The organism is Agromyces ramosus, from assembly GCF_004216665.1.
Taxonomy (GTDB): domain Bacteria; phylum Actinomycetota; class Actinomycetes; order Actinomycetales; family Microbacteriaceae; genus Agromyces; species Agromyces ramosus.
In genome coordinates, this window is record NZ_SGWY01000001.1 from 1,124,907 (window position 1) to 1,138,134 (window position 13,228).

At 67.1% G+C, this 13,228-nt stretch carries 14 protein-coding genes and 1 tRNA gene; 6 read left to right on the forward strand and 9 right to left on the reverse strand.

Annotated elements, in window-relative coordinates; all coding sequences use genetic code 11:
* Positions 1 to 18 precede the first annotated feature (18 nt).
* From EV187_RS05275 to EV187_RS18310, 3 genes are all read right to left on the reverse strand, one after another.
* Positions 19 to 100 (reverse strand) — tRNA-Tyr (locus tag EV187_RS05275).
* Positions 101 to 260: 160 nt separating this feature from the next.
* Entirely contained in the window at positions 261 to 884 is a 624-nt protein-coding gene (locus EV187_RS05280) for a PH domain-containing protein (RefSeq protein ID WP_130351914.1), read from the reverse strand.
* Between the two features lie 4 nt (positions 885 to 888).
* Complete coding sequence (locus tag EV187_RS18310; RefSeq protein WP_165391107.1) at positions 889 to 1,053, reverse strand: hypothetical protein; 165 nt, start codon at positions 1,051 to 1,053, stop codon at positions 889 to 891.
* A gap of 257 nt (positions 1,054 to 1,310) precedes the next feature.
* Here EV187_RS18310 and EV187_RS05285 point away from each other — a divergent pair, with 257 nt between their 5' ends.
* From EV187_RS05285 to EV187_RS05310, 6 genes are all read left to right on the forward strand, one after another.
* On the forward strand, positions 1,311 to 2,333 hold the full coding sequence (locus EV187_RS05285) for a LacI family DNA-binding transcriptional regulator (RefSeq protein ID WP_130351915.1): 1,023 nt from the start codon (positions 1,311 to 1,313) through the stop codon (positions 2,331 to 2,333).
* A gap of 39 nt (positions 2,334 to 2,372) precedes the next feature.
* Positions 2,373 to 4,061: a glycoside hydrolase family 13 protein gene (locus tag EV187_RS05290; protein ID WP_130351916.1), complete on the forward strand. Its 1,689-nt coding sequence runs from the start codon at positions 2,373 to 2,375 to the stop codon at positions 4,059 to 4,061.
* Positions 4,062 to 4,157: 96 nt separating this feature from the next.
* Positions 4,158 to 4,646, forward strand: a complete 489-nt coding sequence (locus tag EV187_RS05295) for a YajQ family cyclic di-GMP-binding protein (protein WP_130351917.1) — start codon at positions 4,158 to 4,160, stop codon at positions 4,644 to 4,646.
* Positions 4,647 to 4,650: 4 nt separating this feature from the next.
* Entirely contained in the window at positions 4,651 to 5,379 is a 729-nt protein-coding gene (locus EV187_RS05300) for an NUDIX domain-containing protein (protein ID WP_341272747.1), read from the forward strand.
* Between the two features lie 126 nt (positions 5,380 to 5,505).
* The gene (locus tag EV187_RS05305; protein WP_130351918.1) at positions 5,506 to 5,901 is read left to right on the forward strand and encodes a hypothetical protein; all 396 of its coding nucleotides are present in this window, start codon (positions 5,506 to 5,508) and stop codon (positions 5,899 to 5,901) included.
* Entirely contained in the window at positions 5,892 to 6,707 is an 816-nt protein-coding gene (locus EV187_RS05310; protein WP_130351919.1) for an HTTM domain-containing protein, read from the forward strand. Before EV187_RS05305 ends, EV187_RS05310 begins: the two co-directional genes overlap by 10 nt.
* Here EV187_RS05310 and EV187_RS05315 read toward each other — a convergent pair.
* The 6 genes from EV187_RS05315 to cpaB all read right to left on the reverse strand — a co-directional run bounded on the left by EV187_RS05315 (position 6,673) and on the right by cpaB (position 13,211).
* The gene (locus tag EV187_RS05315; protein WP_130351920.1) at positions 6,673 to 7,695 is read right to left on the reverse strand and encodes an alpha/beta hydrolase; all 1,023 of its coding nucleotides are present in this window, start codon (positions 7,693 to 7,695) and stop codon (positions 6,673 to 6,675) included. The genes EV187_RS05310 and EV187_RS05315 overlap by 35 nt on opposite strands.
* A 62-nt stretch (positions 7,696 to 7,757) precedes the next feature.
* Positions 7,758 to 8,630, reverse strand: a complete 873-nt coding sequence (locus tag EV187_RS05320) for a type II secretion system F family protein (protein ID WP_242609440.1) — start codon at positions 8,628 to 8,630, stop codon at positions 7,758 to 7,760.
* Positions 8,631 to 8,643: 13 nt separating this feature from the next.
* Positions 8,644 to 9,600, reverse strand: coding sequence for a type II secretion system F family protein (locus tag EV187_RS05325; RefSeq protein WP_130351922.1), 957 nt, complete (start codon positions 9,598 to 9,600; stop codon positions 8,644 to 8,646).
* Positions 9,597 to 11,129, reverse strand: a complete 1,533-nt coding sequence (locus tag EV187_RS05330; RefSeq protein ID WP_130352262.1) for a TadA family conjugal transfer-associated ATPase — start codon at positions 11,127 to 11,129, stop codon at positions 9,597 to 9,599. The genes EV187_RS05325 and EV187_RS05330 overlap by 4 nt, the downstream gene beginning before the upstream one ends.
* Positions 11,116 to 12,456, reverse strand: coding sequence for a CpaE/TadZ family protein (locus tag EV187_RS05335; protein WP_165391108.1), 1,341 nt, complete (start codon positions 12,454 to 12,456; stop codon positions 11,116 to 11,118). Before EV187_RS05335 ends, EV187_RS05330 begins: the two co-directional genes overlap by 14 nt.
* Complete coding sequence (gene cpaB, locus EV187_RS05340; protein ID WP_130351924.1) at positions 12,453 to 13,211, reverse strand: Flp pilus assembly protein CpaB; 759 nt, start codon at positions 13,209 to 13,211, stop codon at positions 12,453 to 12,455. Before cpaB ends, EV187_RS05335 begins: the two co-directional genes overlap by 4 nt.
* Positions 13,212 to 13,228: the final 17 nt, after the last annotated feature.

Here is a 13,228-nt window from a genome sequence, read left to right on the forward strand (position 1 = left end):
CACCGGGGCTTTCACACGTGGCGAGTGAGGGATTCGAACCCCCGAAGTCGTAGACAGCTGATTTACAGTCAGATCCCTTTGGCCGCTTGGGTAACTCGCCGATCGCACCCGACCGCGTTCCTCACACAACCGGGGGCCTGTCAAGGATACCCGCGGACTGGCGCGGCGAGAAATCAGCGCCGATGAGCGGATGCCGCGGCCCCCGCAGCCCCCTCCGCAGCCGCTCCGCAAGCCTCCCGTCGGGCCGTGCGCGCCCCGGCTCACCCGTCCTGGCGCCACCATGGCACGTCGATCGGCGCGGTCTGCGTGAGCTCGGGATTCGGTGCGGTGTACGGGTACTGCGACGGCTGCGGCGCCGGGCGGTTCTGCGGGCGTCCGCCCCCGCCGCGGAGGCCCGACCGCTGGATGACCCGCTGGATCGTCAGCCCGCGTTGGGTCGGCGAGCCGACGAAGCGGATCTCGCGAAGACCCTGCTCCTGCGCGGCGGACTCGAAGACGAAGTGCCCGTAGTTGAAGATGCGGCCGATGATCGGCGTGTGCACCGAGATGTCGAGGATGCGCGAGATCGGCATGGTCGCCACGTGCTGCGACAGGATCCCGTGCACGCGGAACACCCGCATGTTCGTGACGACGAAGCGGTCCATCCGCACGCCGAGCATGCGCCACAGCGAGTGCAGGAGCAGCGCCAGCGCGGCGAACACCGGAACCCAGTACGCGCCCGAGGGCAACGCGCCGAGCAGGAGCACCACCGGGATGATGGCGAGCAGTTCGAGGAACGGACCGAAGACCGCGGCCCAGTGCTTGCGCACCTCGTCGACGATGACTTCGCCCTCGTCGGCGATGAGGTAGCGCTCGACACGGGGATCGAGGAACAGCACGCTCATGGCGTCATGTGGCGAGCGAGGTGAAGAACCGGCCGATTGCCTCGACTCCGGACCAGACCGCGGCGGTCGCACCCTCCACCGCGGTCGCCGCATCCTCGGGGCGGGTGACAACGTAGAAGATCGCGAAGATGACCACCGCGGCGATGAGGATGCGCTTGACCCACTTCACGCGAACTTCCCTTCGAGTTGCTGCTGGCGGGCCTGGTCTGCCCCCATGAGCAAGCCCCGACCCGGCCCTTTTTACCGCAGGTGGTGGCGCACGGGCAATGCGCCACGCAGGGGAACCCGCAATCGGCCTCCCCCATCGGGGGCACACGACGGTCACGGCCGGGATCGCGGTCAGGCGATAGGATGCCTCCTGACTCGGTCAGACCGGGGATGACGCGCCGAGACCGGGGACCCTCGGCCACCGGGAACGAGGAGCACATGGCCGGCATCGAAGAGGTCGCGAAGCTCGCGGGGGTCTCCACCGCGACCGTGTCGCGCGCGCTCAGCGGCCGCGGGCACGTCTCCCCCGCCTCGAAGGCGAAGGTGGTCGAGGCCGCGGCGCGCCTGGGGTACGTCGTCTCGTCGAACGCCTCGAGCCTGGCGTCGGGACGCACCCGCAACATCGGCGTGGTCATCCCGTTCCTCAATCGCTGGTTCTTCTTGTCGGTGCTCGAGGGTGCGCAGCAGTCGCTCCTCCGCAGCGGGTACGACCTCACCCTCTACAACCTCTCGGGCGACGGCCAGGAGCGGTCGAGCGTGTTCGAGCACTTCCTGCTGCGCCAGCGGGTCGACGCCGTGATCGCCGTGTCGCTCGAGCTCACCGAGCCCGAGGTCGCCCGCCTGCACGACCTGGGCAAGCCGCTCGTCGGCGTCGGCGGCCCGATCCCCGGAGTGCGCACGCTCACCATCGACGACGCCGCGGTGGCGCGCCTCGCCACCGAGCACCTCATCGCACTCGGGCACTCGCGGATCGCGCACATCGGAGGCGACCTCGAGTTCGACCTCGACTTCCACCTGCCCACGAATCGCCGCATCGGCTACGAGGGCGCGCTGAGCGACGCCGGCATCGAGATCGACCAGCGCCTGTTCGCCCCAGCCGACTTCACGATCCGCGGCGGCTACCACGCGGCCAAGCAGCTGCTCGGCGTGCCGCACGACCGCCCCACCGCGATCTTCGCGGCATCCGACGAGATGGCCATCGGCTCGATCCTCGCGGCGCGCGACCTCGGCCTCTCCGTGCCCCGCGACGTGTCGATCGTCGGGATCGACGACCACGACCTCTCCGACTTCTTCGGCTTGTCGACCGTTGCGCAGTTCCCGCGCCTGCAGGGCGAGAAGGCGGTCGAGATCCTCATGGAGCAGCTCGAGCCCGAAGCGGATGCCCCAGCCCACGCCGCGGCGACGCCCCTGCCGTACGAGCTGCGCGTGCGCTCGTCGACCGCGCGTCCTGACGAGCGCTGACGCCTCGAGGCATCCACCCGGAAAGGAAGACGGAACGGAATGACCGACTCCACCACCGACACCCGCACGACCGAGGCATCCGCCGTGCTCGCGAGCGACCCGAACTGGTGGCGCCAGGCCGCCGTCTACCAGATCTACCCGCGCAGCTTCGCGGACGCGAACGGCGACGGAATCGGCGACCTGCCGGGCATCACGAGCCGCATCCCGTACCTCGTGGAGCTCGGCGTCGATGCGGTGTGGCTCTCGCCGTTCTACCCGTCCGCGCTCGCCGACGGCGGGTACGACGTCGACGACTACCGCGACGTCGACCCGAAGCTCGGCACGCTCGCCGATTTCGACGTGATGATCGCGGCGCTGCACGCTGCCGGCATCCGACTCATCGTCGACATCGTGCCGAACCACTCGTCGAACCGGCACGAGTGGTTCCGGGAGGCGCTCGCGTCGCCACGCGGCTCGGCGGCCCGCGATCGGTACATCTTCCGCGACGGTGAGGGGCCCGACGGAACCGAGCCGCCCAGCGATTGGCAGTCGATGTTCGGCGGGTCGGCGTGGCAGCCGGTGGGCGACGGGCAGTTCTACCTGCATCTCTTCGCGCCCGAGCAGCCCGACTTCAACTGGGCGAACCCCGAGGTGCGCGCCGACTTCCTCACGACGCTGCGCTTCTGGGCCGACCGTGGCGTCGACGGGTTCCGGGTCGACGTCGCGCACGCGCTCGCGAAGGACCTCACGTATCCGCTGCGCTCGCACGCCGAGCTCGCAGCCATGCAGATCGGCGCCGAGGGGTCGCATCCGCTGTGGGACCGTGAGGAGCTCGACGAGATCTACGCCGAATGGCGGGCGGTGTTCGACGAGTACGACCCCCCGCGCATCGCGGTGGCGGAGGCGTGGGTCGAGCCCGCGCGCCGGCACCGGTACGCGGCGCCCACGAGCCTCGGTCAGGCGTTCAACTTCGACCTGCTGCGAGCCGACTTCGACGCCGACGGGTTCCGCGCGATCATCGACCAGAACCTCGAGTCGGTGACCGTCACGGGATCGTCGAACACGTGGGTGTTCTCGAACCACGACGTCGTGCGGCATGCGACGCGCTACGGCCTGCCCGACGACCACGGCAACGACGGGCAGGTCGGGCGCCAGTGGCTGCTCTCGGGCGGGGTCTCCCCCGAGCTCGACGCCGAACGGGGACTGCGGCGCGCCCGCGCGGCCTCGCTCCTCATGCTCGCCCTCCCCGGCAGCGCCTACCTCTACCAAGGCGAGGAGCTCGGCCTGCCCGAGGTCGCCGACCTCCCCGACGCCGAGCGGCAGGACCCAACGTTCTTCCGCAGTCCCGGCGTCGACGTCGGGCGCGACGGATGCCGCGTGCCGCTGCCCTGGGCACGCACGGGCAGCTCGTTCGGGTTCGGCGCCGACGGCGCCCACCTGCCACAGCCGTCGTGGTTCGGCGACTACTCGGTCGAGGCGGAGCAGGCGGATCCCGACTCCACGCTCAACCTCTACCGCCGGGCGCTCCGGCTTCGTCGCGACCTGCAGGACGGCGAGCTGCTCACGTGGCACGCGCACCCCAGCGGCTCCGACGACGTGCTGTGGTTCGAACGGCCGGGCGGCTGGCACTCGCTCACGAACTTCGGCGACGCGCCCGTCGAGCTGCCCGACGGCGAGGTGCTCGTGACGAGCGTCCCACTCGTCGACGGGCTCCTCCCGGGCGCGGCGACGGCCTGGCTCCGAGGCTAGGGGTTCGAGACCGACGGATGCCGCGGGCAGGCGGTTGCCCGCGGCATCCGCCCGAGGCATCCGCTCGCCCTGCACGTGCTCGCTAGACTCGGGCGTATGGCAGATTCAACGTTCGACATCGTGAGCAAGGTCGACAAGATGGAGGCCGAGAACGCCGTCAACCAGGCCCGTAAAGAGGTCGACCAGCGCTACGACTTCAAGAACGTGGGCGCGTCGGTCGAGTGGAGCGGCGAGAAGGTGCTGCTCAAGGCGCAGACCGAGGAGCGCGTCAAGGCGGTGCTCGAGGTCGTGGAGTCGAAGTTCATCAAGCGCGGCATCACGCTGCGCTCGCTCGACGAGGGCGAGCCGTACCCGTCGGGCAAGGAGTTCCGCATCGAGATCGGCCTGAAGAACGGCATCGACAGCGAGAACGCGAAGAAGATCTCGAAGATCATCCGCGACGAGGCGCCCAAGAGCGTGAAGAGCCAGATCCAGGGCGACGAGCTGCGCGTCTCGTCGAAGAGCCGCGACGACCTCCAGGCCACCATGGCGCTGCTCAAGGGCAAGGACCTCGACGTCGCCCTCCAATTCACGAACTTCCGCTGACCGCGTGACGGCCGAGAGCGAGCGGATGCCTGCGGCTGACGCCGCGACCGAACCCGACGAGCGCACGCCGCAGCCCGGCGTCGACGTGCCCGACCGCCGTGGGCGCACCGGCCTCGACCGCGTCGGCCGCGACCTCGACCGCAACCCGCGGGTGCGGGTGCGCGACGTGCGCGTGCTCACGTCCAACTGGTACGTGACCCGCACGACGACCTTCGACTTCCAGCACGCCGACGGCACCTGGACCACCGAGGAGCGCGAGACCTACGACCGCGGCGACGGTGCGACCATCCTGCTCTACGACGTGGCGGCCCGCACGGTGCTGCTCACGCGCCAGTTCCGCTTCCCCGCCTACGTCAACGAGCACCCCGACGGCATGTTCATCGAGGCAGCGGCCGGCCTGCTCGACGAGGACGACCCCGAGACCGCCATCCGCCGCGAGGCCGAGGAGGAGACGGGGCATCCGGTGGGCGACGTCGAGCACGTCTTCGACGTGTACATGAGCCCGGGCTCGGTGACCGAGCGGCTGCACTTCTTCGCGGCGCCCTACGTGCGCGGCACGATCGCCGACGGGTCGCGTGCCGGCCTCGCCGACGAGGGCGAGGACATCGAGGTGCTCGAGCTCTCGTTCGACGACGCCCTCGACCGCATCGGCCGCGACATCGTCGACGCGAAGACGATCATGCTCCTGCAGTGGGCGGCGCTGCGCGGTCCGTTCGCTGCGGCGCGCGCCTAACGAGACGGTCTCCGCCCAGCTGCGGTTGGCTTCGGGTCTCGGCACTCGCGTGCCCCCGGTCGGCGGAAACGTGTGTCCCGCTTATTGGGAGTACGTGACGACGCGCGCACCACATAACGTGTCCATGTGCAGTCCCAACCCCCCGGCTTCGATGCGAACTCGTCGCTCGACGCCCTCCGCGATCCGGCACCGATTCGCAAGAAGGGCGCATGGGTCGGCAGCGCGGCCGTGCTGGCGGTGATTGCAGTCCAGATCGCGGTGCCTTTCGTCGCATTGATGCTCCCTCCTCCTCAGAAGTTCGGCTTCCAGATGTTCTCCGGCCTCGGGGGCGCCCGTGTGTTTGTCGTCGACGATGAAGGTGCTGTTCGAGAACTCGATGATGTCGAGCAGACCGTGGGCAAGGTACGGCCTGACATCGATTGGCTACCCACGCTGCCGGAGGCGGTCTGCATCGCTGTTCCTGAAGCCGTTGAAGTGCGGGTCGAGCAGTCAGGCCGCGAGCGGAGCGTCGTATGCGACTGACCGAGATCCGAACTGATCCACGCCCCGTAGCGATTGCCCGCATCGGCGTGGGAATAGCCACAATCCTCAACTCGATCGAGGCCTATCAGATCCTCTCCGGCGTCGCATCTGGTGGGCTGACCGCACCGGTTGCAGGCATTCTCACACCATCACTCGCAGCGCTTCTCCCCGTCGTCGTCGTCGCCCTGGTCGCAGCCGTTGCGGTCACGATCGGGTGGCACACGGAGTGGGCGGCGACTGTGTCAGTGGTGGTCAGTGTGACGTTCTTCTTCTGGGACCAGCAGATCTACAGCAGCCATCGCCTGCTTGCGACCCTACTGATGGCGTACATGATCTTCGCGAAGGCAGGAACTGCTTGGTCAGTGCGACCGGCCCCCGGTCGGCCCCCGGTCGTCTGGTGGCCGCAGTTGCTGATGATGACCCAGTTGTCGGTGTGCTATCTCTTCTCGGCGCTCAGCAAGATGAACGTCGTGTTCCTCTCGGGCGCGCCGCTCTCGACATGGGTCTGGGTCGACCTCCCCTGGCAGTTCTACACCGTCGCTGCCCTCTGCACCGTCGCTGTCGAGTTGGTCATCGCGTTCGGCCTGTGGTTTCGATCGAGTCGCCGCGTCGCCGTTCTGCTCGGACTGGGATTGCACCTCTCGATCGTCGTGCTGATGAAGGCAGATACGGTCGTCCTCTTCGCGTTCGCGCTCACGTGCGTGTCGCTGTACCCGCTCTTCATCTTCCGCCCGGCTCTGCGCTTCCCATGGATGGCCGATCCGGAGCCCACTAGCGAGGGCCGTAGCCCCGCAACCACCGCGTGATCGATGCGTACGCAGCCGCCCGCGCCGGCTGCCGCGACAGGAACACGTCATGCAGTGCCCCGTCGATCCACGCGACCGACACCTCGGGGCCGAGCTTCAGCACCCGCTGGGCGATGTCGTCGACGACGAGCACGATGTCGGTCGTGAACATCGCGGGGTCCCACCTGGGCTGGATCGTGGATCGCGCCGACAGCAGGCTGAGGACCGGGGCGCCCACGTCGATGCCGGCGGCGACCGTGGCGTGTCCTGCGAGGATCGCCGTCAGCCAGGCCGGGTACACCGTGAACCCACGCTCGGGTCGCCATTCGCCCGAGTACTCCCACTCGCCGTCGAACGCCTTCGAGACCGTGCGGGTGTAGAAGCCGAGGTCGACGTTCGGCATGGGGCCCATCGGGTTGGTGCGCGCGCCCCAGGCGACCACCGGCGTCAGCACCTCGCGTCCGATCCGGCTGCCCTGGAACTCGAGCCACGGGCTGTTCAGCACGAGCGCCGCGGCACGTCCGGGGTGCCGCGCCGCCCAGAGGCTGAGGGTCAGGCCGCCGGTGGAGTGCCCCAGCAGGATCAACGGCCGAGCGGATACCCCCGCGGCATCCGTCGCCCCGTGCCCCATCGCCGTGAGCGCGGCCTCGATATCGGCGTCGTAATCGGCGAGGTTCGTGATGTACCCGGGCGTCTGGCCGGGACGCAGGCTGCGGCCGTACTTACGCAGGTCGAGTGCGAAGAACCGAGCACCGGCGTCAGACCAGAACCGTGCGAGCTCGGTGTTGAAGAAGTAGTCGGTCCAGCCGTGCACGTAGAGCACGTCGGTTCCGGATGCCTCGGGCCGCTGCTCCCACGGCCACCGGAACCGGTCGGCCGCCGACGAGCGGTACTGCACGAGCGTCGCGACGACCTCGCCCTCGTCGTCGCTCCCGAGCGGCAGCGTGAGCTGCTCGAACCCCTCGCCGAGCACGTCGGGACGCCACGTCTCGACGCTCTCCTCGGCCACGGCACCTCCCCCGCCGCCAGCCTATCGATGGTTGATCGCGTGGCTCGAACCAGGGGGCGCCGTCAGTTGGTTGCGGCGAAGCCTGCGATGATGCCGATCGCCGCCGGCGTCATGACCACGATGAAGAGCACGGGCAGTAGACAGAAGATCAGCGGGAAGATGATCTTGACCGTCACCTTCATCGCCTGCTCCTCAGCTCGCTGTCGTCGCTTGAGCCGCATCTCGCCCGCTTGGACCCGAAGGACATCACCGATCGCAACACCGTACGCGTCGGCTTGAATGACCGCGCGAATGAAGCGTCGCAGATCCTCGGTGTGCGTGCGACGCTCGAGCTCCATGAACGCGTCGCGCCGCGTACGCCCGATCGACATGTCCTGCAGCACGCGGATGAGCTCCTCCGCGAGCGGCCCCTTTCCGTTGCGAGCGGCCTTGGCCATGGCTGCGTCGAAGCCGAGTCCCGCCTCGACGGCGATCGTCATCTGGTCGAGCGTATCGGGCAGCGCGAGCTTGATCGCCTCCTGCCGGTCGTGGGCTCGGCTGTTGATGAGCACGTCCGGCAGAAAGAACACGAGCACCGTGAACGCGATCGCGAGCAGCAGCTTCCAAGCCTGAAATCCTCCATTGAACGCGAAGAGCAAGCCGAGGACGATACCCAGAATACTCAGGATGATCTTCCAGCTGATGATCCCGGGGATCGACCAGCCGCTCGGCCGCCCCGCGTAAACCAGCTGCTTCTCGAGCCATCCGATGTACCCGCGCGGGGCTGCGGCGATAAGCGAGGCACCGATCGACGACTGTTGGACTGGGGGCAGAGACGGATTCTCTTCGGTGAGCTCGGCAGAGGTAGAGGCAGCGGCACGCTTGCCCGGGAACAGTAGGAAGACGAAGGCTCCGATGGCGAGTGCAGTCGCTCCGATGATGACGTAGATCACCACAGGTCCAGTCATCTCAGAACTTCACTCTCACCGTGAAGGCCATCCAGACCGTCCCGAGAATCAGGAGGAGCACCGCGACCACCAAGGCGATCACGCCGATAACTGTCGTGAAGAAGACGGACAGGTAGTTCGGATTCGTGATGAGCAGGAAGACGAACACGAAAATCGGCAGGGAGACAAGGACGATGCCGGAAAGTCGCCCCTCGGCGCTCAGCGCCTGCACCTGTCGTCGGATCTGGTTGCGCTCGCGGATGGTGCGACCGACTTGATCGAGCACCTCCGCCAGGTTGCCGCCTGTCTCCTGGTTGATGGCGATCGCCTGCGCGACCCACTCGAAGTCGTCGCTGTGCATTCGCCTGGCAGTGATGGCGAGCGAGTCGGCAAGATTGCGACCCAATCGCACCTCGTTCACGACGCGCGCAAGCTCTTCGCTGGTCGGCTTCTCGGCCTCGGCCGCGACAGCGCCGATAGTGCGATTCAGACCGTGCCCCGCACGCAGTCCACCGGCTATGAGCTGCACGGTGTCGTCGACCTGATCAGCGAACCTCGATTGGCGTTGCGATGTGCGCATCGATACGACGAGTCTGGCTCCAACGGGCGCTAACACTGCGAGTCCGACTGCCCACAAGACCCAGGTCCCACTGGCCAGTCCAACGAGAACTCCAACGAGGGCGAGAACTGACGCGGCCGAAGCGACGAGCACCACGAAGCCAGAGGGTTCCGTCTTGATTCCAGCGAGTTCGAGTTGTTCAGCACCGAACCAGCGTCTCGTGCGCTTCGAAGAGGCCGACTCGATCGCCGCTGTCGTCTTCTGAGTGACTCTGGTCAGAGCCGAGACGTGCTCTACCCCGGGCGCCAACCGACGGTCACGGGCGACCCTCGGCGCCGGGGGCGCGATGACGAAGAACAACAGTGCGAGCAGCGCCAGTAGCGCAATTCCGACGCCAAGCCCGAGCACTATGGGGTTCATCGGATCTCGCCGAGCATTTCGCGAAGGTCGGGCTGGAAGAGCGCGACAGGAAGCGCGATGCCGTGGTCTGCGATTCGCTCAGCGAAGCGTGGTCGTACTCCCGTCGGTTCGATTCGCCCACGCAGGCGGCCCTCTTCGTCGTACCCGGGCGAGTAGTCGAAGGTGAACGCGTCCTGCAGGGTGATGATGTCACCCTCCATGCCGTGCACCTCGGTGACGTGAGTGATTCGCCGCACGCCGTCTTTGTGGCGGGTGATCTGCACGATGAGGTCGATCGCCGATGCGATCTGCTCGCGGATCGCGCGCAGCGGCAGGTCCATGCCCGCCATCAGCACTAGTGTCTCCATGCGGCTGATCGCGTCACGTGGGGAGTTCGCGTGAAGTGTCGAGATCGATCCCTCATGGCCGGTGTTCATCGCCTGCAGCATGTCAAGCGACTCGGCGCCGCGCACCTCGCCCACGACAATGCGGTCTGGCCGCATGCGGAGCGAGTTACGAACGAGTTCGCGAATCGTGATCTCACCGCGTCCTTCGATGTTCGGCGGGCGCGACTCGAGCCGCACGACGTGGTCCTGCTGCAGCTGTAGCTCCACGGCATCTTCGATCGTAATGATGCGCTCGTCATCCGGGATGAACGCCGAGAGCACGTTGAGCAGCGTGGTCTTACCGGTGCCGGTTCCGCCCGATACGAGGATGTTGAGCTTCGCGCGCACGGCGGCATCGAGCACGGTCGCAACCTCGCGTGTGAGACTGCCAAAGCCGATGAGGTCGTTGACGTTGTACGGGGTGCCCGCGAACTTGCGGATCGTGAGCGATGCACCGTCGACCGCGAGCGGCGGGATGATCGCGTTGACACGCGAGCCGTCCTCGAGTCGCGCGTCGACGAGCGGCGATGACTCGTCGATGCGACGGCCGACGCGGGCGACGATCCGTTCGATCACTCGCCGAAGCTGCGCCTCGCCAGTGAACCGATGCGGCGTTTCGATAAGACGGCCGTTGCGCTCGACATAGAGCCGATCGAATCGGTTGACCATGATCTCGCTCACGGTCGGGTCGGCGAGAAGTGGCTCGAGCGGGCCGTAGCCGAGCACGTCGGCACCGATGTCGTCGATGAGGCGATTGCGCTCAGCGGTCGAAAGGGCGAGCTGCTCTGCGGCGACGATCTCCGCGAGTTCCGCTCGCGCCAGCAGGTGCAGCTGTTCCTCAGTGAGCGAAGCGTCGTTGAGTCGCGAGCCGATACGCGAGAACAGTTCCTCAGCAGCCTTCTCCTTCACCGCTGCGAGGGGGTCGGTGGTGACTACTGGACGCGGTCGCGGCTGTGGCGCCGGCGGATGGAAGATGGCGGGCTCGTCGCCCGTCAGGCCCGCGCTGCCTAAAGCCAGGTCGGTCGCCTGCAACGCCGCGGCCTGAGCGCCGAGTTGGATTGACGCTCCGGACGGGGTGGCATATGGTGCGCTCGGTGCGGGCGCGAACACATCGGCGCCCTCCTGCTCTGCGCGAAGGGCGCTCAGCCGATCATTCAGGTTCATTCGATCGCCGCCTTCTCTGGATTCTGCTGCGTTTGGGGAATGCCTCGGGTGCGATACGCAGGACGATCGACCGGATCGCCTTCGCCGCGGGGTCGCGAACGTCATCGTGGATGAGCGGCACACCGCGATTGCTCGCAAGCAGCACGGCCGATGACCTCGGGACCTCGACGTCAACGGGGGCGCCGATGATGTTCTCGACATCCTTGGTGGTCAGACCGCTGAGCTTGTCGGTCTGGTTGACCACGATGTGCCGGTTCCCTGGCATGAGACCCAACTTCGTGAGCAGTTCGAATTCGGTGCGCATCGCACGCAGGCTCGGTACGCCCATGTTGGTCACGAAGACGGCATCGGTGACGTGCTCGAGGGCGACGAGGGTATGTTCTCCGAGGCCGGGCGTCGTATCGACGATCACGTAGCGGAATGTCGCCCGAAGCCGGTCGATGAGCTTGGCCAACGCGCGAGGTGCGACACTGTCGCCGAGTTCAGGGGAGGGGGCGCTTGCGATGACGAAGAACCCGTCATCGTGGTGCGTGAGTGTGGTCTTCAACACCAGCTCGTCGGCCGCCCCATCCGCAACCGCATCGACGATGGTGCCCGTGGGGTCGAGCGCGAGCGCGGCGGTGATGTCTCCGAACTGCAGGTCCGCATCGACGAGCACGACCGAGTTCGGTGCGACTTCAGCAAGCCCGGTCGCAAGGTTGATCGCGATCGTCGTCTTGCCCTGTCCGCCCTTCGGCGCGACGACAGCGATCGCCTCAGTTCGGGTGCCCGAGTCGATCGGTGGAAAATCCCACCCGGTCTGTTCGGGCTCCAGATCCACGGCTTCGACGGATTCAACCGGTTCGAGGGGGAGGCTCGCGCGCTCAGGTTCAGCGACAGGGGACAGGTCGACGAACGGCATGTCATCGATCTCAAGTCCGAGTGGGACGTCGAAGTCGTGTGCGCTGGCCCGCCCGTTGGCGACGAGCCATTCGGCGAGCCGGTCGAGCAGCATGAGTGTCGACTCGTCGGTCGCTGCCGGGCTGAGCACCGCATGCAAGGCGAGTTCATCGACCCAGTCTTCGAGATCGGAACGCTGTTCGCGGACCACGATGAGACCGAGCTCCGGATGCTTCGAGATGAGTGCGTCGACGAGCCCCTTCGTCTCTTCGTAGTTCAGCACGGGACCGAGCAGCGCAATGCGCGGCGTTTCCGGGACGCGGCTCACCACGGAGTCGGCGCCGAAGGTGAGAAACTCGCCTGGTATCACGGAAAGTCGCTCGCCGAGTAGCGCCCGTAGTCGAGTCTCGTACTCGGCGGAGCGGCTCACCAGGAGGAACGGGGTCACTGGAATGCGTTGCTTCCGGTGACCGGCGAGGTGCCGCTGTTGTTCGTCTGCTCGTTCTGCAGCGTCAGCCACATCTGTGCCCATCCGCCCGACTCGCCCTCGCTGAACCAGACCCAGCGCTCGATATCGTGCGCTGACAGCGCGATGGTCAACATGATGCTGTCGCCGGCGCCCTGCTCGACCTGCTCTTCCGCCTCGGGGTCAGGGGTGACGACGCCTTGCACCTTCGTCACGAGCACATCATGGAAAGCGAAACTCGTGATCGGGTTGATCACGTCTTCTTCATCGCCGACCTCGTCGGGTTCGATGGTACCGACGAGTCCGATCTTGTCGCCCGCCCGCACCTGCCCGCCCACCACCCGGTCCGCGGGCAGCGTGAACGACACGAGCTGCATCCCCTCGGGGACGCCGACGTCGCCTCGGGCGGCAAGCTCAGCGGGATCGATGAATCGTGCCTCGAGGAGCTGCTCGCCGGGCAGGATCGGGGCGTCGACGACGAGGCCCCCGAGATCATCCAGATCCGTCACGACGCCTTCGGCGACGTTGCGAGTCGGCATCGAATCCAGCTTGACGAACTCCGCCACCGACTCGCCTGGCGTACCCTCTGGAATTTCTTCCTGGACGACGTAGACGTCGGTCAGCTCCGCCCCCTCGGCCGCGCGCGCGTCAGCGCCACGAACGTAAGTCACGAGGATGAACGCGCCGATCGCAGCGAGAATCAGGGCGACGATCGCGCCGATGATGCGGGTCTTCATTGGTGGTGCCTTCGGGT